Origin of the sequence: Lentilactobacillus sunkii DSM 19904 (assembly GCF_001435575.1) — a bacterium.
Classification (GTDB): domain Bacteria; phylum Bacillota; class Bacilli; order Lactobacillales; family Lactobacillaceae; genus Lentilactobacillus; species Lentilactobacillus sunkii.
In genome coordinates, this window is the sequence record NZ_AZEA01000003.1 from 33,821 (window position 1) to 54,305 (window position 20,485).

Genomic DNA, 20,485 nt, shown 5'->3' on the forward strand with positions numbered 1-20,485 from the left:
CCTATTTACTAGTTTTAATACCGCCAAAGCGACGGTCGCGACGCTGATATTCCAACATCATTTCTTCAAAAACGACTCGGTCGAAATCGGGCCACAAAACGTCCGTGAACACTAATTCGCTGTACGCAATCTGCCATAATAAAAAATTAGAAATTCGTTCTTCACCACTGGTCCGAATTAAAAGATCCGGATCAGCCAATTGACCAAGAAATCCGGTCATTAAATGATCTGAAATCGTTTGATCATCAATCTTTTCGGGATCAAGCGTTCCAGAAGCAACTTGGCGGCCAATGCTTTGCACCGCCATTGTAATGTCCAATCGGCTTCCATAATTCAAGGCAAAGTTTAAGACCATTCCAGTACAATCTTCAGTATCTTTGATGGCGTCATTAACAGCTTTTTGAGTCTGAGCTGGTAATTGATCAATCAATCCCATCACTCGGACCTGCACGTTGTTTTTGATCAGGTCTGGTATGAAATCGTTAAAAAACTTAACCGGTAGGCCCATCAAGTAACTGACCTCGTCATGCGGCCGTTTCCAGTTCTCAGTTGAGAACGCATAAAGTGTCAAAACTTTAACACCCATGTCACTGGCAACTTTGGTGATAGTCTTAACTGTTTCCATTCCCCGTTTATGACCAGCTATCCTGGGCAAATGTCGTTTTTGTGCCCAACGACCATTTCCATCCATAATAATTGCAACGTGTGCGGGGATGTTGTTCGGATCCAACTTGTTGGTCAGTTGGTGATTGTCTTCTGTGTTCTTAAACATTGCATACTCCTTAATAAATGGTCTTTAACAAGCCGGTTCTTTCCTGAAAGTTGTTGGGACTCATTTCATTACCAAGATATCGTTAAACACCAAATGGCTGGAACAAAACAGAAGTTTTTTCCCAGCCATAAAATACGATTAATTGTTAGTCGGACTCGCCATCGGGACGCTCAACCATTCGCCATTCCCCACGTTTAGCTTCTGCCAAGGTGTTGAAATATTTTAATAGTTTATTTGCATCTTCAGGACTCTTTTGTCCTAATAAGTTGAGTCCTTTCCCGGTGGTATAAGGTTCTGATAAATCAGTAATTTCATTGTCATTTTCAATGGTTGCAGTTGAGAATGCAATCACCCAATCATTTTCCACTAATTGGGAAACGATGAAGAACAAATTGAAATCGTCGGTAACATAAGCGGGCATTGCATACAAACCGTCTTGGACCGTTTGTAAATGGCCGCCATTATAATCCAGTACGCCTAAATTATCTTCAGTCACTGGCGTATTCAGCTTGAAAAGCATCTTGCCAAATTCATCGGTTCCCGGTACAACTGCAACTTCATCATTATCTGCATTATTGTTATTATTGTCTGCCATGATATTGTCCTTCTTCCTAACCATTCATTACTTCTTGTTCTTTGTCGGATACAATTCCATCGACACCCTTAATAGAATCGTCAGTCAATTTCTGAACTTGATCTTCATATCGATGAAGTTCATCGTCTGTGATATCTTCGCTCTTATTGCTGCGCTTAAGTGTGTCCATTGCTTCACGACGGACATTTCGAATTGCAACTTTACTCTTTTCGCCAGTAGCTTTAACCTGTTTGGCAATTTCCTTACGTCGATCTTCAGTTAATGCTGGGACCGCCAAACGAATTGCAGTTCCATCGTTAGCTGGACTAATGCCAAGATCAGCTTCGTAGATGCCCTTTTCAATATCTTCAAGAGCACTCTTGTCATAGGGTGTGATCAAAATTACTCGTGCTTCTGGAATTGTAATTGAAGCAATCTGATTCAAAGGTGTTGGAGCGCCATAATAATCCACCATTACACCACTGAGCAAGCTGGCGTTGGCATGACCGGCACGAATGCTTCCCATGTCATGCTCAAGCACCTCACGCGTATTTTTCATCTTTTCTTTTGCTTCACTTAATACTGATTGTGCGTCTGCCATAAATTATTTCTCCTTCACAGTTGTTCCGATATTTTCACCAGTAACGACCTTGCGAATATTTCCGGGCTTGTTCAAGTTAAAGACAACCAGTGGAATGTGGTTATCCATGGATAATGAACTGGCTGTTGAATCCATGACTTTGAGTCCTTTTTCTAAAATATCCATATATGAAAGTGTATCAAATTTGACTGCATCTTTGTGTGTCCGTGGATCTGATGAATAAATGCCATCGACACCGTTCTTAGCCATCAAGATCGCGTCCGCACCGATTTCTGCGGCTCTTAAGGCAGCAGTTGTATCCGTTGAGAAGTAAGGATTACCAGTCCCGGCAGCAAATATAACAACTCTGCCCTTCTCAAGATGACGAACGGCCTTTCGGCGAATATATGGTTCTGCAATTTGACGCATTTCGATTGATGTTTGGACTCTTGTTGGAACCTGCAAATGTTCAAGGTTATCTTGGAGTGCAAGCCCATTCATGGTTGTTCCCAACATACCGATGTAGTCGGCTTGAGCCCGTTCCATGCCCATTTCGGCACCAGCTTCACCACGCCACATGTTGCCGCCGCCGACAACGATCCCGATCTGGACGCCCAGATTAAAAATATCTTTGATTTCTTGGGCGACGTTCTTAATTACTGGTGGATTAATGCCAAAGCCTCGATCTCCGGCTAATGCTTCTCCACTCAATTTTAAAATAATTCGATTGTATTTCACTTCAGACATCCAAGTGCCTCCCATAGTTAATCATTACTACCAATTTTAGCATATTAACGTTGCAATCAACAAGAAAACAAGTATATTCAAGAATTCTTATCAAATGTTTTTTCGATCACCGTGATTCAATCAAAGTCTCGACAGCCCTGAGTTCTCCGCAAAAAAAGACCAGAACAAAACGTTTTGTCTTGCTCTGGCCCTTCATCAGACTACTTTAATTGATCACGAACTTCATCTTCGAAGCTTTGTTGTTTCTTTTCAATTCCTTCTCCAACTTCGTAGCGAACGAACTTGACGATTGAACCACCCTTAGAAGCAACATACTTGGAAACTGTGACATCTGGGTCTTTAACAAAGTCTTGATCTTCAAGGCAAATTTCTGCAAGGAATTTGTGTAAACGACCTTCAACCATTTTTTCAACGATCTTTTCTGGTTTACCTTCATTCAATGCTTCTTGGGTCAAAACTTCTTTTTCATGGGCTAAACGATCGGCAGGTACTTCTGCCTTATTAAGAAATTCAGGATTAGTTGCGGCAACGTGCATTGCAACATCCTTGGCGGTTTCTTCGTCAGCACCCTTCAATTGAACCAAGGCACCAATCAGTCCACCATTATGCAGGTATGAACCAAATGATTCATCATCATTTTTTTCAAGAATTTCAAAACGACGTAAAGTAACTTTTTCACCGGTAACCTGTGTTGTTTCAATCAAATCATCTTTAACAGTTCCCTTGTCCGTTTTCAATGCCATGGCAGCATCGACATCAGCCGGTTTGTTAGCAACAATGGCGTCGCTAACCCGCTTAACAAGTTCCTTGAATGGATCGCTTGAAGCAACGAAGTCGGTTTCTGAGTTGATTTCAACGATTGCTGCAGCGTTGCCATTAGTGGCAATGGTTGTTAAACCGTTAGCAGCAACTCGGCCGCTCTTCTTTTCTGCTTTGGCAACACCTTTTTCGCGTAATACTTCGATAGCCTTGTCAAAGTCGCCTTCAGTAGCAACCAATGCTTTCTTAGCGTCCATCATACCAACGCCAGTCTTCTTACGTAAATCCATAACTTGAGATGCTGAAATTTTTGCCATCTTAGTGGCCTCCCTTTAATTGTGAATAAAAACTGACTCCACACCAAGGCCAAATTGGTCCAAAGCGATAGAGTCAGCCTAAGTGCTAATATTTATTTTTTAGAATCGTTGCTGCCTTCAACGGCGTCTGCAATGTCTTCAATTGAATCTTCTTTTTTGTCCTTCTTGTCGCCATCTTTGCCTTCAAAAGTCTTTTCGTTAACGTCATCTTCACCTTGACGGCCTTCAATGATTGCGTCAGCCATCTTTGAAGTAATTAAACGAACGGCACGAATAGCATCATCGTTTGATGGAATAACAACATCAATTTGATCTGGGTCAGTGTTGGTATCAACCATGGCAACGATTGGAATGTTTAACTTCATAGCTTCGTGAACAGCAATTTGCTCTTTACGAGGGTCAACGATAAACATAACATCAGGGATCTTAGGCATGTCTTCGATACCACCCAAGAATCGTTCGAGCTTTTGTTCCTGCTTAATTAAAAGTGAAACTTCCTTCTTAGGAAGAATGTCATACGTACCATCAGTTGCCATCTTCTTAAGATCCTTAAGACGCTTAACACGTGATTGAATTGTTTCCCAGTTAGTCAATGTACCACCAAGCCAACGGTTGTTGACGTAGTATTGACCGGCACGGGTTGCTTCTTCAGCGATTGAATCCTGAGCCTGCTTCTTAGTACCAACGAATAAGACAACAGCGCCTTTAGCAGCTTCATCCTTCATGAAGTTGTAAGCAACATCGATCAACTTAACAGTCTTTTGTAAGTCAATGATGTAAATACCATTACGTTCAGTAAAGATATATTGCTTCATCTTTGGATTCCAGCGACGAGTTTGGTGACCGAAATGTACTCCGGCTTCCAGTAATTGTTTCATAGAAATAACAGCCATGATAGAGCCTCCATATTGTTTTTTGTCCTCCCCAACGATCATCTGCTTTGAGAACCATCCCTGGCAACTCTCATCGCATCACGTTAGGTGTGTATTTAAAACACCTTTAAAAGTATATAAGAAAAGCACCGGAAGCGCAAGCACAAATACTTTTTTCACATTAAATTTTTATCAAAATTGTTAAATTTGGATGAACCATGTTAGAATGATATTTCGTGGCGAGGAGGAATATATACATGATTAAAGCCATTGTCTTTGACGTTGACGACACCCTGTACGATACACAGCCGTCATTCACTCAAGCTTTCGACGAAATATTCAACTTAAATATTGACGATAAACTGATGAACCAAATCTACTCAAACTTCACCCAGCAGGCACAATTAGCGATTGTAGAATCCAATTCCGACTCCGACCTGGAATTATCAAAAGCCGAAATTGATTTTCATTCCCTGCACCACACCTTCAAAAAATTCGAGCTTCCGGGACTGACCCAGGAATCTGCCGGAGCTTTTACAGATGCATTTCAAGCTGCCAGCAACTCAATCCACCTCTTTGATGGACTCACTACCGTTTTCAACACATTGACCACCAAATTTAAATTAGGTATCATCACAAACGGCAGTAACGATGTCCAACTGGCAAAAATAATGAAGCTCAAGCTCCACCACTGGTTTGGTCGTGAACAAATCATTACATCTGAAGACGCGCAGGCAAAAAAGCCTGATCCGTTAATTTTTACACTAATGAATCGAAAATTCAATCTGCGTGGAAACGAAATGATGTATGTGGGCAGCTCTTATTACGAAGACATCGTTCCGGCAAAAAAGGCCGGTTGGGAAACCGTCTGGTACAACAGCCACCAAAGCCCTATCGCCAATCCACAAATCATTCCAGATCAAACAGTTACCACACCAGAAGAATTAAAAGACCTGCTGATGGACTTGGCAGCCCAAATCAATTAGTTTTATATTCATTCAAAAAAGACTTCAACCAGAAAAATCTGATTGAAGTCTTTTTTAGTATCCAGATTTGTTAGCTTTAAAGTTCAACTAATTTGTCTGATTTACCAGTTTTAATTAATGATTTGTTTGCGTCCATTGCAAAGTAAACCATGTTACGTGCGGCACGTTTAGTGTAGAAGGCAATATGTGGACTTACCAAAACGTTTTCACGTTTCATCAAGTTCTTAAGTCTTTCGTCAGGGATCTTGTCAAAACTGCCAAAGTCAGTGTTGAAAATACCAACTTCATTTTCATAAGTATCAAGAGCAGCTCCGCCAACTTTTCCGGAATCGAGGCCACGAATCAAAGCATCAGTGTCAATAAGAGCACCACGAGCTGGGTTAAGGATGAAGACACCGTCTTTCATTTGGGCGATTGTCTTGTCATTAATCATATGTTCGTTTTCTTTGGTTGCAGGTGCATGCAATGAAATAACATCTGATTGAGCATAGAGTTCTTCAGGTGTATCAACATAGACGCCCTCTTTTTCAAGTTCTGGATTATGATAAATATCATAAGCGATAACTTTAGCACCAAATCCTTTGTAAATGCGCATTGCAGCACGGCCAATACGGCCAGTTGCAAAGACTCCAACAGTCATTTGGTTCAGTTCGTCAGCGATATCTGGAGCCCAACGAAGGTCACCATTTGCTTGTTTACGGTCGAATGTGTTGGTCCGACGAAGTAATCTCATTAACTGAGTTACAGTAAATTCGGCAATTGCTTCTGGAGAATATGCAGGAACGTTGGTAACTTGAATTCCATTACGCTTTGCAGCTGCGGCGTCAATGTTATCAACACCAACATTACGAAGTGAAAGGAACTTAATACCAAAGCTTCCCAACTTGTCTAAAACAGATGCAGTGTAAGGCTTTTGTTGATAAGTAACAACACCATCAGCGCCCTTAGCCTGTTCAACGGTTGAATCATCAAGTAATTCACCAGTTGAAGCAACTTCAACATCGGGGTTTTCTTCACTCCACTTGTCTAAATAAGGTTTCTCATCGTCACGAATGCCATATGCAATAATTTTCACGAATATTACCTCCTTACAGAATACCTAAATTATAACACTCTTTGATAATAATTTTCACTACTTTTCGTAGTTTGTTCAGCAATTCACTCCAAATTAATTCCCTCTCTGGCAAGATGTGCAATTTTTTGAGCCCTTGTGAGCTGCTTAAATGCATACTCCGCGCTAAGTGCATCGTGTTTTGTATCAAATTGCTTTTTAAATAAAATTTTTTCAGGAATATGAGAACGGGTGTATTTTGCCCCCTCACCTTTCACATGTTCTTGAAATCTTCTTTCAACATCAGTCGAAAAACCGGTATAGAGTGTCTGATCTTCACACAACAATACGTACATATAATATTTATCTGTCTGTTCCATAAAGCATCTTCTTTACTTCATCTGTATAATCGTCACCATCATAAGTAATGATGTCACGTTCAGCTTTCAATCCATTGGGCTTACCGTCTTTGATTGCTTCCACCAACACCATATTGGCGTTTTCACCCAACCTCGGTCTGACAAACTTGATTCGTTTTGGCTCCAGACGATGGCTTCTCAGAGCCACAAACAAGTCCGTCAGTCGGTCCGGTCTGTAAACCATGTAAAGTTTGGCATTCATTTTCAGCAGTCCGGCGGCAGAATCAACAATTTCATTCAAATTGGTGGTAATTTCATGCCTGGCGATTGCTAAATATTTATTGGGATTCTTCTCACTGGTCTGATAATTCACAAAATAGGGCGGATTACAGGCGACAATATCAACAGAGTCTTTTTTAACATATTGATCTGTATTCTTCAAATCGTCGTTAATAACTTTAATTTGTGAACTTAAATCGTTTAATTCAATGCTTCGCCGTGCCATATCTGCGAGTCTTGATTGGATTTCAATCATCGTGATATGGGCAGCAGTCTTTTCACTCAGGAAAAGGCCAACCGCCCCATTTCCTGCACACATATCCACGATCTGTTTAGTTTTACGACCGGCAGGATGAACAAAATCCGCCAACAAAACTGCATCTAAAGAAAATGAAAATACTTCTTTACTTTGAATGATTTGAATCCCTTTGCTGTATAATTGATCGATTCTTTCATCACCATGTAACTTCACTTGCATATTACTCTGTTCCTTTACAATTAAGTTTGCCAAATCCTTCTATTTTAAGTTAATATAATTCTATCAGATATGAAAGAAGGAAATGAATTGTTTTATTCATTCATGAGAGTCCTTGTTCGAATCATCGTTTTCGTTATTAACGGAAATGCCCATTATGAGCACAAAGAAAGACTACCAAAAGGTAATTATATCTTAGTTGGTCCCCATCGAACATGGTTTGACCCGATTTATTTTGCCTTGGCAGCGAGCCCGAAAAAGTTCAGTTTCATGGCCAAAAAAGAATTATTTAAAAACCCCGTTTTGCGTTGGATCCTGGTGCATGCCAATGCGTTTTCGGTGGATCGGGACAATCCAGGCCCATCGGCGATCAAGCAACCTGTAAGAATCTTGAGAAAGCAGGATTTATCGTTAATTCTTTTCCCATCTGGAACCCGGCATTCCAGCCAGCTTAAAAGTGGTGCTGCTTTAATTGCCCAACTCTCTGGTGTCCCATTGGTACCGGCAGTGTACCAGGGACCATTAACGTTCAAACAGCTTTTTACCAGAAAACGCGTCACCATTGCCTTTGGTGAACCTATCACGATTGATCGAAAGCAAAGACTAACCGATGATGTCCAAAAAAAAATCGAAACAGAAATGCAAAGTGCGTTCGATGCTTTGGATTATGCGGTTGATCCCAATTTTAAATATATTGATGTTTCAAAAAAAGAAAAATAATTCCAAAATAAAAAGCCCTAACAGCTATGTTAAGGCTTTTTATGATGAAATCACTCTAGTTTTTACCAGTTTGGTTTTGCATAGAATGCATCATTTGATTCAATTTCTTTTGTGAAGGTTTTTGACCCATTTGTATCATGAGTTGGCGTAATTGATCTTCGCTGAATGGTGGATTTTCCTTAAGGTACTTTTCCATATACTTACGAGCACCGTAAAAACCACCAACCAAGCCTAAGATCAAGGCCAAAACAACGATTAAAATCCAAATCCAAGTTGCCAAGACAAGGCCTCCTTTATAATATCACTAAGTAATTCTACACAATTATTGATTAGAATTAAAGGGCTAATCAACAAATCCCATTAATAAGCAGAAAGAAGCCTTGAGTTAATCATCCCGCAAACCCTTGTGACGTTGAACTTCTTTAACTTTATCGGGAGTTACTTCATGACCGCTTTTATCGTAAACCTTCATCAGTTCAATTTGCTTTTTGAAGTTTTCACGGAAATGAGAGACGTATTTTTTCCGAAGCTTTGCCTGTTCCAGCTTTTCAACCTCAGTTAAGCCCTCTTCTTTGGCTTTGTGGGCAAGTTCGTTAATTCTGGGAATCAGTTCTTTAAATACTTCGTCACCAATTTTGGATTGTAATTCTTTTTTCTCTTGTTCATTCATTGAAATCCCTCCAATATTTTTTATTATAACGCATTCGGTCAAAAAGATGCGAACATGTGTTTGAAAAGTTAACCGGGTTATGATACGATAAAGTCATTAACAAAGGACTTATGAGGTGTCTAAAATGTCAAAAACGACGAATGATCCCCAAAGTAAACAATATCAAATATTACATTTTATCTGGGAGCGGGTCAATGAACAGGGCTATCCACCAACAGTCAGAGAAATTGGCGAAGCTGTCCATTTATCATCGACATCTACCGTTCACGGCCACATTTCCAGACTCGAACGCAAGGGATACATTGTAAAAGATCCCTCTAAACCTCGGGCCTTGGAAGTAACCGACAGTGGTCTGGATGTCTTGGGTATGCAGCCCCAGCAAAAACAGATCCCTGTACTGGGAACTGTTACAGCTGGAGAACCAATTCTGGCGGTCCAGGAAGCAACTGATTACTTCCCACTCCCACCAGCATTATCACACAGCGATCAACCGCTCTTTATGCTCCAGATTCGTGGTGAAAGTATGATTAACGCCGGTATCCTGGATGGTGATTACGTTGTTGTCCGCAAGCAATCTAGTGCCGATAATGGTGATATCGTCATTGCGATGACGGACGAAAACGAAGCGACCTGTAAACGGTTCTTCAAAGAAAGCGATCACTATCGACTTCAGCCGGAAAATGATACGATGGCGCCGATCATCCTGACTAAAGTCAGCATTTTAGGCAAAGTTGTCAGCTTGTATCGAAGCGATATTTCATAGTTATTTACTTACAGTTTGACCAAAAAATATTTTGGTCAAACTTTTTTTATCCCTTTTGATCTTTATATACCAATTGGTCTGCTTTTCGGCCAAACAACACAAATCTACTGCTGTCATCAGCAAAATTAAATGTAACATCGCCACCCATCATCGGCAAACCATTGGCATACATTTCTTCATATTCAGGTACAGAAAGCCGAATTCGATCATCAAGCAAGTCATCCATGTGGGCAGCAAGCAGCGATGACTTCATGCCATCTGAAACCGTCCCACTATAAAACTCACCTTGAGCTCCTGAACCATAACTGAATAAACCAATGCGATCACCAACTTGTAAATCGACTGAGTTTGCCAACAATGACAATAAGCTGAGATAAAGCGATCCTGTATACAAGTTTCCAACCAAGGCATTGTATTGCTTGGAATAATCAAATTCTTTGAGCAGCTTGGCTGAATGCTGCCCGTCATCAATCACAGTTCTTAGGGCCTTTAATCCCATTTTGGTAAATGGCAGGTGGTAGATTAATGCTGAAAAGTCAGATAATTGGCGCTGATATTTTTCACAATAGTCCTTGAAAGTTTTGTTAAAGAAATCAATATAAATATTGGTCGAGTAGTGACCGTCAACAATGGCTTCCCGTTGATAGAACGGACGCCAGAAATCCATGATATTTTCAGAATGAAAAGCGCTTTGATCATCCAAAATCAAAATCTGCGGATTGGCACTTAACAGCATGGCAACTGCCCCGCCGCCCTGGGTAACCTCTCCTGGAGTGCCGATGCCATAACGGGCAATATCTGCGGCCAACACCAACACCTTGCTTTCCGGGTGTGTAGCAATATGATCTGCAGCCATCTGGACACCTGCAGTCCCACCGTAGCATGCCTGCTTAATTTCAAACGAACGGGCACTGCTGGAAATTCCTAATAACGATTGAACATAGATTGCAGCCGACTTAGAATTGTCAACGCCGGTCTCAGTCCCAAAGATAACCATATCAATGGACGCTTTATCGTCATCGGTCAATATTTTATCTGCAGCATTTGCTGCCATGGTCACAACATCTTGAGTAGGTGGAATAACGGCCTGCTTTTTTTGACCGATTCCAATTAAATATTTGTCGGGGTCCTCACCACGAGCGTTCGCCAAATCAACCATATCCAAAAAATAGTTTGAAGTGAAAAAGCCAATTTTATCAATTCCGACTTGCATAATAATCTCCTTTAAGAAAGAATGAGACTGAATATTCAAGGTCCAATATCCAGTCTCATTATGTATACAGCTGATTGTTAATGATTATTTATTCGTAAAGTGAATTTGGTAAACGTCGTTACCGTTCATGGATTGAATGACTAACCCTTCCATGAGCTCACCAGCATAGACAAAGCCTTCATGCTGATGTTCGGTAGAGATAAATGTCCATTGAACAACCTGATTACCGCTCATTGCGGAACCAAATACTCTGGCACCAGTCAAAGTTCCAACTGAATTATCAGATAAGACGACTTGCTGGTTGCCTAAATTTCCATTTACATTAATAGTTAGCATTAAAATTCTCCTAGTTATTTCCTTTGTACAACATAATAATATAGCATAATTGCAATGCAAATGCGAATTAGTTATAGTAAGCTTAAACGTAAATTAAAACATGGAGATGATCTTTTTGAAAATCAATATTCATCGTTCTGCGACCAATAAAGTGTTTGCCGGGATTATCGGCGGGTTGTCTGAACACTATCAGTGGAACCCAACGCTAGCCAGGGTAATCTTCCTTCTGTTGGCATTTACCCCATTTTTCCCGGGCATTATCGCCTATCTGGTCCTTTGGATACTCATGAAAGATCCTGAGTAGCTCGTCGCTTATAGCTTGTGAAGTGACTGGCGACCCTTCCAATAAATGATTCCCAAAGCACCAAAGAAAAACACAAAGAACAACAGGAAACACTCCATAAAGAATGTATCCGGCAGCATATTAATGACCGGATCAGTGTTTGGATCAAATATCCAATCTTGATTTCTAAACAATACTTCGTGAAATGCAATAAAGACCTGCTCGAAGTTAACAAACATCAATGCAATTATCACTAACGAAACCGTTGTGATCACCTTAATTGGTGTGATCAGCAGCCAAGTTAGTGATTTTTTGTTAAGTTTATGGATCAGATATCCGCCAACCGGCACGAGAATCAGACCAACGATATTGTTAAACATGATCAATCCTTTAACATCATGGAAATGCTGAAGCCCCTTTGCTGAACTAAAGAAAAAGTGCAACTTCAACGAAGAAATCCAGGGCAGCTGAAGATAGGCCACGATGCGCACATAATCTTGATGCATTTGAGTGGGTGTCAGTCCGGTTGCTTTCGTTAATTTTAAGGCATGAATATTGATGTCAAAAAGCCAAACACTATTGACTGTCAGAAAAATCGCTAAAGCCAAACATGCCAGAACAATCACAATTCCATAAATTGTTTGCTTACCTAATAATTTCAAAATTACAACCGCCAATCATCAAGAGAATCAATCTGATAAGTTGGCTGGATTGTTTCGTTTGCAACTTGATCTTTCGTGGAAAGACCGGTATAAACCAACAGTGTATCAACGCCAGCGTTGATGCCGGCTTTGATATCAGTGTTGTAATTATCACCGACCATCACGACGTCGGATTGATCGAGACCAATTTTTTTAATAGCACTATCGATAATTCTCGCCTTGGGTTTGCCAATCATAATTGGTTCAATCTGAGTTGCGTACTCAACGAACTTAACAACAGAGCCTGCTCCAGGCATCATTCCACGTTCCTTGGGAATGTTTGTATCAGGGTTGGTACCAATGAACGTCGAGCCGCTTCGAATGGCTAATACGGCCTCTGAGAGCTTCTCGTAGGTCAGGTCGGAATCCAGTCCCACAACAACGTAATCAGGATGATCAGCGTCCAACCGATAACCGTTTGCCAAGATGACCTGCTTAAGGCCTATCTCACCAACAATGTAGACTGTAGGTGAATTGGTTTGTTTATGTGCATTCATGAAATCCACCGTTGCCATCCCAGAAGTATAAACATTTTCAGGCTTCACATGAATATCATGGTTGTCGGCGAGATTTTTCACCACATCTCGAGGTAATTGAGTGGAATTGTTAGTCACAAATAAGAACGGAATTTCGGCTTGCTGCAGACGTTCAATAAATCGTTTGGCTGCTGGAATTCGTTTTTTGCCGGCATAAACCGTTCCATCAAGATCGATAAAATATCCTTTATACTTTGTCATCAAGTCAATCCTTCTAAATTAATTTTTACTCTCACGAATAATGAAGTGGTGCTTTTCAGATTTTCCTTCAGTTTTGACGACCATATGCTTTCGCTTTTCAATTGAAGGCTTATGGGCCGTGACCTTTTTCTCTTCGAATGCATGACTCCGTCGATTGCGATGATTTGAACGGTTATGTGAGTTTCGCCCACGATTCGAGCGATGATTGCTTCTGTTATTTCGTGATTTTCTAATAACAGGTCGGGCTTCAAGGTTGTGAATGACGAAGTAAGCCGCCCCAAAATTGACGTCTTCCAAGATGTAATCGTTAAGTGAAGAAATGAATGGCCCTGATGTTTCGGTTCGGTCATCATTAAAGAATCCCCGTAACCGAAGTTTCCCATAGCCCCAATCACCAACAATATAATCATATTGGCTGAGAGCAGGATTGTATCGACGAACGAATTCATCAAAGTCAAATCCATCTGTGTGATCAGTATCCAATTCATATTTATGATCATTAATCAAAAATTCCGTTTCGGAATTTTTTGTGATTCTTGCCAGTGGCCGTCGCTTGGAATCCTGTTCGGCCACTAAATCATCTAATGTTTTTCTATCCACAATAGCCCTCCTTTCACTGGGTAAGTGGGTAATGCTTGGCTAAATAATCACCAAACACATCACGTAAATTTTCATCATACAGAATTTCATTATGGCCAATAATACTTAAAGTTGGGAAGAACGGAATAAACAGGTAGTGGTCGGGCATTGCGATTTGGTAAGTTTTAGCCGGTGACACCAATTCTTCATGGAAAAACAGCTGACCGGCATCTTCATCAAATCTCAACCCTTCAAAATGCAACTGGCCAAAATATTTGCCGCGAAAGCCCATCCCTTTTTGAGGAAACTTGGTCAAAAAGTTTTTGTTTTTTTCCATCTCTTTAACCAACCGCCAAAGGTTATAACCGTCCAATGTCACACGCATGACGTGCATGGCATGCGGCAGCATTTGGTGCAACTGATTTCGGTCAACGATACCTGCTGGTAAATCGGTTAAAAACAACCCTGAACTGAGGATGCCAGCTTGTGTTCCAGCCTTTTCCATTATCGCATGCAAGCCCTCGTTTACCAACCGTGAATGGCCGATTAAATTGGTGGTCATCGGCGTTTTGATGCGGGCAAGCTTGTTTCTGGCCAGCAACTTTTCACCATGTTCTTGATATTCTGTAATTTCAGCTTCATCACCCTGCTCAACAGGCAGGGTTGAAGTCTTGATCACTTTAGCTTCACTTGAAACAATCCGGTGGGATTTGTCGAGCTCCAACGTTATTTCACCAATGTAATGGCCCCACTTTTCGGCAGCTGCTAACAGCGACTGATTGACTTTTTCACCATGAACCAACAAATGATGGGTGTGAGCGCCAATAATAACATTTAATTCAGGGAATTTTCTGGCAAGCAGCCGATCCGTCGGCAGCCCCAAATGTGAAAGTAAAACGCAAACGTCGTACTTGCCTGCATTATCTGCCAATATTTTTGGCAAAACATCTTCTGGCTTCAATGGCTCCCAACCCAAAATTGGATAAGTCAACAGATATGGCGCTGTAAGACCAATGAGGAGGACTCTCGTCTTCTGTGGTGTCGTGATAATTTTACTTGGATGAGCCCACTTTGGCAGTGACTTGGTTTGACTGTCCAAAATATTTCCCAAAATCACATCAAAATTGGCATCATTATACAACTCATCCAACTGTTCGTGACTATTCGTCAGGCCTTCATTGTTGCCAATTGTGGCAGCGTCATAATGGATTTGGTTGAGCAATTCAACGTTCGCCTTGCCATTGGTAACTTCAGTCAGCGGATGAACACGGTCGACAGCATCCCCCAAATCAACTGTGATGACTGAGGAATTAAGCTCGCTTTCCAATTGTTTCCGTCGATCCGTAATGAACTTTCTAATTCGTGGCCAATTTTCAAAATGAGAATGCAGGTCATTTGTGTGTAGTATTGTTAATTTCTCAGTCATCAAATCATCCAATCTGTTTTAAATTAATGTCTCTTTGCAAAATCAATTGCTTTACCAGCTACCATTTCTTCAATTTCAGCTTGAGAAAGCGGGGTTCCAAAAGGCGGCTTTTTCTTCAAATAATCAGTCTCAGGAGTATCAACCCCAACATTGATGTCTTCTTTAATTGGAACGGCATAGTGATGAATATGCCCGTGTAAATTAATAATCTGCTTAACAATTCCCATCATCATTGGATAGTGGGTCATGTAATACTGGCAGTGATTCATTTTTATCAGTACGCCGACATCGTGAAATTCAAATTTCTGATGGTTACCGACGGGATAGTTGTGCTTATCCAAATACTTGAACAAAGCTCTCGAGTCATGATTGCCCTTAATTAAAACCAAGCGACCATTCAGCTGATTCAAGACGTTAAATATTTGCTCTAAAGCATCTTTTTCGGGGCGCGTGTGCAAAATAGCAATATCTCCGAGATGATAAACCACATCATTTTCACCCACCCTGCGGTTCCAATTGTCGATAATGGTTTGATTCATATCTTCAACTGTTAAAAATGGCCGGGGTGCAAATTCACTGATCCCCAACAATCGTTCATGAAAAAAGTGAGTATCAGCAGTAAAAAATTGCATGAACAGGTCTTCTTTCGTACATAAGTTATACAATTAATGATACCACCCATCGGGAATTTAGTAATTAGAAAGTATTCCGTGATGAACTGGATATAATCAAAAAGCCAAGACATCGATTGCCCCAGCTTTTGGTTTATTCTTCAATTTCCTTCACTTTATCAGTCAAACTTTTGAAAACAAATAATGCAATTAGCCAAATAATTGACCCAACTAATGCAATCAAAGTGTCAGTCTTAAGTGTCAGAACAACTGCCACGAACGCCATAAAAGTAAGAACAAAGTAATCAGCTAACGGGTATAGTGGCATTTTAAACCGCAGCTGGTTTTCTTTACCAGTTTTTCGAATCATTTTTCGATACTTAAGATGTGCCAAGACAATCATGCTCCATACAAACAAGAAACAAGTTGTCGCAACACTGGAAATGAAAGAAAAGACATCCCCTGGCATCATAATACTCAACAGAACAATCACCGCAATCACCGCGGTAGAAAACAGAATTGCATTAAACGGAATTTGTCGTCTTGATAGCGAACCGACTTTCTGACTTAATTTTGATTTGCCATTATAAGTTAGTGAAAACAACATTCTCCCCGTCGTAAATAAAGAACTGTTACATGCGGAGATGGCAGCGGTTAACACCACAAAGTTAATAATCACAGCCGCTGATCTAATCCCAACTCCTGCAAATACTTGGACGAATGGACTAGATGTTGGTGAAACATGTTGCCATGGAAAAATACTCATTAAAGCGAGCAACGATCCAATATAAAACAGCAAAACACGGGTCGGCACTTCATTGATACTCTTGGGAATAGTCACCAAGGGATCTTGGGTTTCAGATGCAGTCATTCCAATCATTTCAATCCCAGCAAAACTAAACAGAACCATTTGAAATGAAAGAACAAACCCTTTTCCTCCGGTAGCAAAGAACCCGCCATCGACCACATTCATCAAGGAAGCATGACCATATGGGGTTTTGAAATGAATGGCAACCAGAACAATGCCAATGACAATGAGTGCAACAATTGCCACAATTTTGATAATTGCCAACCAGAATTCAGTTTCGCCAAATGCTGAAACGGCGACAATGTTGATAATGAACAAAATCGTTAAAAGGACCAAACCTGTCAGCCAAATCGGAATGTTGGGAAACCAGAACTGAACATACAACCCGGAAGCAGTGACTTCTGCCATGGCAATTGCAATCCAACACATCCAGTAGGTCCAGCCAATCACAAACCCCATCTTTTCGCCGAGATACTTTTTAATGAAATAAACGAAAGAATTACTCTCTACATCAGATACCAACAATTCTCCCAGCGCACGCATCAATAGAAAACACGCCAAGCCGGCAATCCCATATGCCAAAATAATTGATGGCCCCGCAAGATGAATTGATTGGCCGGCACCAAGGAACAGTCCCGTTCCAATCGTTCCACCAAGGGCAATTAACTGAACATGTCGATTCTTGAGGCCCCGGGATAGTTGGTTGTCGTCTTCTTGCTTTTCCACAATGTGCCTCCGTTTCTGAATGATTTCATCGTTGTGATTCTAAAACAATAGCCGTGATTTGCTATCACGGCCATTAATCGTGTAATAGATTATCGATGTAAAACTACTTTTGTTCTTTGCGTAATCTTTCGATATCTCGAACAATCATTAATTCCTCGTCCGTTGGGATCAACAAGGTCTTAACTGTTGCACCGGCAGCTGTTAAGTCGCGTTCCTCACCACGAATATTATTCTTTTCTGGGTCAACTTTGATACCAAAGTAACCTAGCTTATCAGTAACTTCTTGGCGAATCATAATATCGTTTTCACCAATTCCGGCAGTAAAGACAAGTGCGTCCACTCCACCCATTTCGGCGATATAGCTTCCGATATAACGGATAATCCGGTTCTTAAAGATCTCACGAGCCAACATTGCTCGATGGTTAGTCTTCATAACACCTTCAATTTCGCGCATATCAGCGGAAACACCTGATAATCCAACCAAGCCGGATTTATGGTTGAGAATATCAACCATGTCATCCATGTTCTTGATACCAGCCTTTTCCATCACATATTGTAATGCGGAAGGATCGACGTCACCTGAACGGGTTGCCATGGTAATCCCGGCAACTGGTGAGAAGCCCATTGAAGTATCAAATGATTTGCCATCCTTAATAGCATCGATTGAAGCGCCGGCACCTAAATGCAGAACGATCAGCTTCAAGTCTTTCAATGGCTTGCCTAAAAGGGCTGCGGCTCTTGCAGAAACGTATCGATAACTGGTTCCGTGAGCACCGAACTTACGAACCTTATACTTTTCGTAGTATTCATAAGGCAGACTGTACATGTAGTTAACTTCTGGAAGCGTTGTGTGGAATGATGTATCAAAAACAGCCACACTAATAATATTAGGGAGAATCTTCTTGAAAGCTTTGATTCCAAGTAATGCAGCAGGTTCATGAAGCGGTGCAAAATCAGTTAATGACTCAATCTTCTTGATAACTTCATCGTCGATAACGACGGAATCAGGAAAGAGTTCACCACCGGCAACGATTCGATGACCAACACCGGTAATTTCACTATAATCTTTGATAATATCAAGGCTCAAAAGTTTGTCCAGAACCAGTTGAATGGCCTGTTCATGATTACTGATGTCTTGAGTGTCTTTAAACTTCTTGCCGTCACCATACTTGATTGAAATTTCTGATGAACCCAGACCAATTCGGTCAATAGCCCCACTTGAAAGAAGTTTTTCTTCAGGCATTTGAAATAATTTATATTTCAAAGTTGAACTACCGGCGTTAATTGCAATTGATTTTCCCATAATAAGTAATGCTCCTCTATATTTATTAAAATACTAGATAAACAAATTTATAATAAATCGTTTTGTTCCCAATCATCTATTTCAGTTAGGAACTTGGTAAATGCCTGTTGATCCTTGAATGATGGAAATTCTCCCAACATCACCGGATCCACTTGCTTAGCACCATTCCCAGAATTTTGTAAAATCAGAATGGCCTTTTGTGCGGCACTGCTTTGAAACAGCTCTTTAGGCAGATTCAGTAAACCCTGCAGATAAATCTTACCCTGCATCCATTTGAGGAGCTGCTTGGCTTCAGTTGTTTGGAATAACTGACTTGGAACCAGGAAGAATCCAAAACCACCTTTTTTGACGTGATTCATTCCGAATTCAATCAGTAAATGATGCACGTACGAATGCCCGGTTTCCGAATGAGTTGCAAATCCTTTGGCGTTTGCGTCGATCGGATAATACCCAATCGGTAAATCACTCACAACAGCATCGACCAGAGGCGCCAACACATTCTGAATGGCATCCTCGTGGAAAAGTTCTGCATGAATTTTTTGTAATTCAACAGAATCTGCAGCAAGTTCAAACATCGCATCATCATTTTCAATCCCGGAAATAGTTGGGGTTACCCCAATGCTTGTCTCAAGTTGGTGATAAATCGCCGTTAAGAGATTTGCAGTTCCCATAGCAGGATCAAGAATGCTTAACTCTTTTTTGCCATGGAAAATTCCTGAGATGATATATCCAATCACGTTCGCAATTGTGTCCGGAGTAATTTGATAATTTGCTTGAATCTTATCGATCCTAATGGCCTTTAGTATCGCCATTTGAATTCCTTTGCGAATTGTTTCGGCAGAATACTGATTGGCTTGGAAGTCTGCATAAATATTAGTCAGTTTCTTGATATCAGCTGGGGTCAGTTCCTCGTCTTCAATATCATCACTCTGAATAAGACCAAGTGTTTCAATTAACGAGTCGAGATATGATTGATCCTTGGCTTTTTGAATCAGCTCGGATGAGCGATTCAAGATGCCAAAAAACTGTTCAATTTTTCCTTCAGCCAGAACTCTCAACTCCTCTATTCAATAGTTGAACACTATTAAATACTACCAGATAAGTTGTCAATAATTCAAGTTAGATTGTTATTTCACAACCAAAAAAGGCCACTACTTGTGACCCTCTGCCCGTTTTGGGTTGTGATGTTTTTCGTGTCTTTCTTGAACTACCTTATGACGCATAAACCTTTCGTGTTCGGTAATCCGGTTAATGGAACCCATTTCCTGCTTATATGCAGCAAGTTGAAACATTAAACAGGAAAGTAAAATACCGACAAAAATTACAGCAACCACCGTTAGAGATCCTTGCCTGGAACAATCAATCTTTGAAGGGTATTTTTGAATATGCAGAACACTTTTGACCGTTTTCAAATATAACATCTGTTCGCAAGCACCCCCTATCCCGGCTCCACCTTGCCTGACGGATATCTGTCAGCGCCGGTACATGGCCTTGGTATTGGCCTGTCAACCGGATCATATCCTGATATTGTTCGATTCTGTAGTGCTTTTTGGTTACTGGACTGTATAACGCACATTGAACAGGATTTTGTTTGACGATTTCAAACCGAAATCGATCAGACTCAACCAAACTCAGGTATGAATGAAAATTGATGATATTTTGATTTCGACTATTTCGGGTGTAAGTGATCATGACTGTAATCGCCCATATGGCAAATACACTGATAAGTACACTGACCAGTCCCTCAATCAATAAATATCCCGGCTTGATTGGCCGATTACTCGTTGATGATTTCAGCTTCATATTTATCCCTCTCAGAAATCATTACTTGCTCACTT

The 20,485-nt window shown here is 40.8% G+C and carries 27 protein-coding genes; 4 read left to right on the forward strand and 23 right to left on the reverse strand.

Translation table 11 applies throughout. The features are described 5' to 3' along the window. Position 1: 1 nt before the first annotated feature. The 6 genes from FD17_RS03445 to rpsB all read right to left on the reverse strand — a co-directional run bounded on the left by FD17_RS03445 (position 2) and on the right by rpsB (position 4,642). Complete coding sequence (locus FD17_RS03445) at positions 2–772, reverse strand: isoprenyl transferase (protein WP_057823663.1); 771 nt, start codon at positions 770–772, stop codon at positions 2–4. A 145-nt stretch (positions 773–917) separates the two neighbouring features. Then, positions 918–1,367, reverse strand: coding sequence for a hypothetical protein (locus FD17_RS03450; RefSeq protein WP_057823665.1), 450 nt, complete (start codon positions 1,365–1,367; stop codon positions 918–920). A 16-nt stretch (positions 1,368–1,383) separates the two neighbouring features. Next, the gene (frr, locus tag FD17_RS03455) at positions 1,384–1,947 is read right to left on the reverse strand and encodes a ribosome recycling factor (RefSeq protein ID WP_057823667.1); all 564 of its coding nucleotides are present in this window, start codon (positions 1,945–1,947) and stop codon (positions 1,384–1,386) included. A 3-nt stretch (positions 1,948–1,950) separates the two neighbouring features. Next, positions 1,951–2,673 (reverse strand): UMP kinase, encoded by a 723-nt coding sequence (pyrH, locus tag FD17_RS03460; protein ID WP_057823669.1) that lies wholly within the window; start codon positions 2,671–2,673, stop codon positions 1,951–1,953. Positions 2,674–2,873: 200 nt separating this feature from the next. Continuing rightward, a complete protein-coding gene (gene tsf / locus FD17_RS03465) occupies positions 2,874–3,749 on the reverse strand; it encodes a translation elongation factor Ts (RefSeq protein WP_057823671.1) in 876 nt (291 codons plus the stop codon). 92 nt (positions 3,750–3,841) lie between these two features. Next, complete coding sequence (gene rpsB, locus FD17_RS03470) at positions 3,842–4,642, reverse strand: 30S ribosomal protein S2 (RefSeq protein WP_057823673.1); 801 nt, start codon at positions 4,640–4,642, stop codon at positions 3,842–3,844. Between the two features lie 236 nt (positions 4,643–4,878). Here rpsB and FD17_RS03475 point away from each other — a divergent pair, with 236 nt between their 5' ends. After that, entirely contained in the window at positions 4,879–5,607 is a 729-nt protein-coding gene (locus FD17_RS03475; RefSeq protein WP_057823674.1) for an HAD family hydrolase, read from the forward strand. Positions 5,608–5,683: 76 nt separating this feature from the next. Here the strand turns inward: FD17_RS03475 and FD17_RS03480 are convergent, their stop codons facing one another. From FD17_RS03480 to FD17_RS03490, 3 genes are all read right to left on the reverse strand, one after another. Then, positions 5,684–6,682, reverse strand: coding sequence for a D-2-hydroxyacid dehydrogenase (locus tag FD17_RS03480; RefSeq protein WP_057823676.1), 999 nt, complete (start codon positions 6,680–6,682; stop codon positions 5,684–5,686). An 83-nt stretch (positions 6,683–6,765) separates the two neighbouring features. Beyond that, entirely contained in the window at positions 6,766–7,038 is a 273-nt protein-coding gene (locus FD17_RS03485; RefSeq protein ID WP_057823680.1) for a GIY-YIG nuclease family protein, read from the reverse strand. After that, positions 7,022–7,774, reverse strand: coding sequence for a tRNA1(Val) (adenine(37)-N6)-methyltransferase (locus tag FD17_RS03490; RefSeq protein ID WP_057823682.1), 753 nt, complete (start codon positions 7,772–7,774; stop codon positions 7,022–7,024). The genes FD17_RS03485 and FD17_RS03490 overlap by 17 nt, the downstream gene beginning before the upstream one ends. A gap of 87 nt (positions 7,775–7,861) precedes the next feature. Between FD17_RS03490 and FD17_RS03495 the strand changes: the two genes are divergently transcribed. Then, positions 7,862–8,491 carry a lysophospholipid acyltransferase family protein gene (locus FD17_RS03495; protein WP_057823683.1) on the forward strand — a complete coding sequence of 210 codons (630 nt, stop codon included), beginning with the start codon at positions 7,862–7,864 and terminating at the stop codon, positions 8,489–8,491. Between the two features lie 55 nt (positions 8,492–8,546). Here FD17_RS03495 and FD17_RS03500 read toward each other — a convergent pair whose 3' ends face one another. Together FD17_RS03500 and FD17_RS03505 are read right to left on the reverse strand one after the other, a co-directional pair. After that, positions 8,547–8,771 (reverse strand): YneF family protein, encoded by a 225-nt coding sequence (locus tag FD17_RS03500; RefSeq protein WP_013727779.1) that lies wholly within the window; start codon positions 8,769–8,771, stop codon positions 8,547–8,549. 105 nt (positions 8,772–8,876) lie between these two features. Continuing rightward, positions 8,877–9,125 (reverse strand): DUF896 domain-containing protein, encoded by a 249-nt coding sequence (locus tag FD17_RS03505; RefSeq protein ID WP_176744918.1) that lies wholly within the window; start codon positions 9,123–9,125, stop codon positions 8,877–8,879. Between the two features lie 160 nt (positions 9,126–9,285). Here FD17_RS03505 and lexA point away from each other — a divergent pair, with 160 nt between their 5' ends. Continuing rightward, the gene (lexA, locus tag FD17_RS03510; RefSeq protein WP_057823687.1) at positions 9,286–9,924 is read left to right on the forward strand and encodes a transcriptional repressor LexA; all 639 of its coding nucleotides are present in this window, start codon (positions 9,286–9,288) and stop codon (positions 9,922–9,924) included. Positions 9,925–9,970: 46 nt separating this feature from the next. Here lexA and FD17_RS03515 read toward each other — a convergent pair whose 3' ends face one another. Together FD17_RS03515 and FD17_RS03520 are read right to left on the reverse strand one after the other, a co-directional pair. Then, a complete protein-coding gene (locus FD17_RS03515; RefSeq protein WP_057823689.1) occupies positions 9,971–11,137 on the reverse strand; it encodes a hydroxymethylglutaryl-CoA synthase in 1,167 nt (388 codons plus the stop codon). A gap of 84 nt (positions 11,138–11,221) precedes the next feature. Continuing rightward, positions 11,222–11,473 (reverse strand): hypothetical protein, encoded by a 252-nt coding sequence (locus FD17_RS03520; protein ID WP_057823691.1) that lies wholly within the window; start codon positions 11,471–11,473, stop codon positions 11,222–11,224. Between the two features lie 115 nt (positions 11,474–11,588). On the opposite strand from FD17_RS03520, the gene FD17_RS03525 reads away from it, so the two are divergent. Further along, positions 11,589–11,777 (forward strand): PspC domain-containing protein, encoded by a 189-nt coding sequence (locus tag FD17_RS03525; protein ID WP_057823693.1) that lies wholly within the window; start codon positions 11,589–11,591, stop codon positions 11,775–11,777. Between the two features lie 8 nt (positions 11,778–11,785). Here FD17_RS03525 and FD17_RS03530 read toward each other — a convergent pair whose 3' ends face one another. The 10 genes from FD17_RS03530 to FD17_RS03570 form a co-directional block, all read right to left on the reverse strand. Continuing rightward, complete coding sequence (locus FD17_RS03530; RefSeq protein ID WP_082617119.1) at positions 11,786–12,418, reverse strand: TIGR01906 family membrane protein; 633 nt, start codon at positions 12,416–12,418, stop codon at positions 11,786–11,788. Positions 12,419–12,420: 2 nt separating this feature from the next. Further along, a complete protein-coding gene (locus FD17_RS03535) occupies positions 12,421–13,194 on the reverse strand; it encodes a TIGR01457 family HAD-type hydrolase (protein ID WP_057823697.1) in 774 nt (257 codons plus the stop codon). Positions 13,195–13,212: 18 nt separating this feature from the next. Further along, positions 13,213–13,794 (reverse strand): YutD family protein, encoded by a 582-nt coding sequence (locus tag FD17_RS03540; RefSeq protein ID WP_057823699.1) that lies wholly within the window; start codon positions 13,792–13,794, stop codon positions 13,213–13,215. A 13-nt stretch (positions 13,795–13,807) separates the two neighbouring features. Continuing rightward, positions 13,808–15,199, reverse strand: a complete 1,392-nt coding sequence (locus tag FD17_RS03545) for a bifunctional metallophosphatase/5'-nucleotidase (RefSeq protein WP_057823700.1) — start codon at positions 15,197–15,199, stop codon at positions 13,808–13,810. Between the two features lie 23 nt (positions 15,200–15,222). Beyond that, positions 15,223–15,831, reverse strand: a complete 609-nt coding sequence (locus FD17_RS03550) for a metallophosphoesterase (RefSeq protein WP_057823702.1) — start codon at positions 15,829–15,831, stop codon at positions 15,223–15,225. A gap of 133 nt (positions 15,832–15,964) precedes the next feature. After that, a complete protein-coding gene (locus FD17_RS03555) occupies positions 15,965–17,344 on the reverse strand; it encodes an amino acid permease (RefSeq protein ID WP_057823704.1) in 1,380 nt (459 codons plus the stop codon). A 103-nt stretch (positions 17,345–17,447) separates the two neighbouring features. Next, positions 17,448–18,647, reverse strand: a complete 1,200-nt coding sequence (locus FD17_RS03560; protein ID WP_057823706.1) for an acetate/propionate family kinase — start codon at positions 18,645–18,647, stop codon at positions 17,448–17,450. Between the two features lie 47 nt (positions 18,648–18,694). Further along, positions 18,695–19,705 (reverse strand): class I SAM-dependent methyltransferase, encoded by a 1,011-nt coding sequence (locus tag FD17_RS03565; RefSeq protein WP_057823707.1) that lies wholly within the window; start codon positions 19,703–19,705, stop codon positions 18,695–18,697. A gap of 93 nt (positions 19,706–19,798) precedes the next feature. Further along, on the reverse strand, positions 19,799–19,981 hold the full coding sequence (locus FD17_RS13025) for a hypothetical protein (protein ID WP_162256770.1): 183 nt from the start codon (positions 19,979–19,981) through the stop codon (positions 19,799–19,801). 25 nt (positions 19,982–20,006) lie between these two features. Continuing rightward, complete coding sequence (locus FD17_RS03570; RefSeq protein WP_057823708.1) at positions 20,007–20,450, reverse strand: ComGF family competence protein; 444 nt, start codon at positions 20,448–20,450, stop codon at positions 20,007–20,009. Positions 20,451–20,485 lie beyond the last annotated feature (35 nt).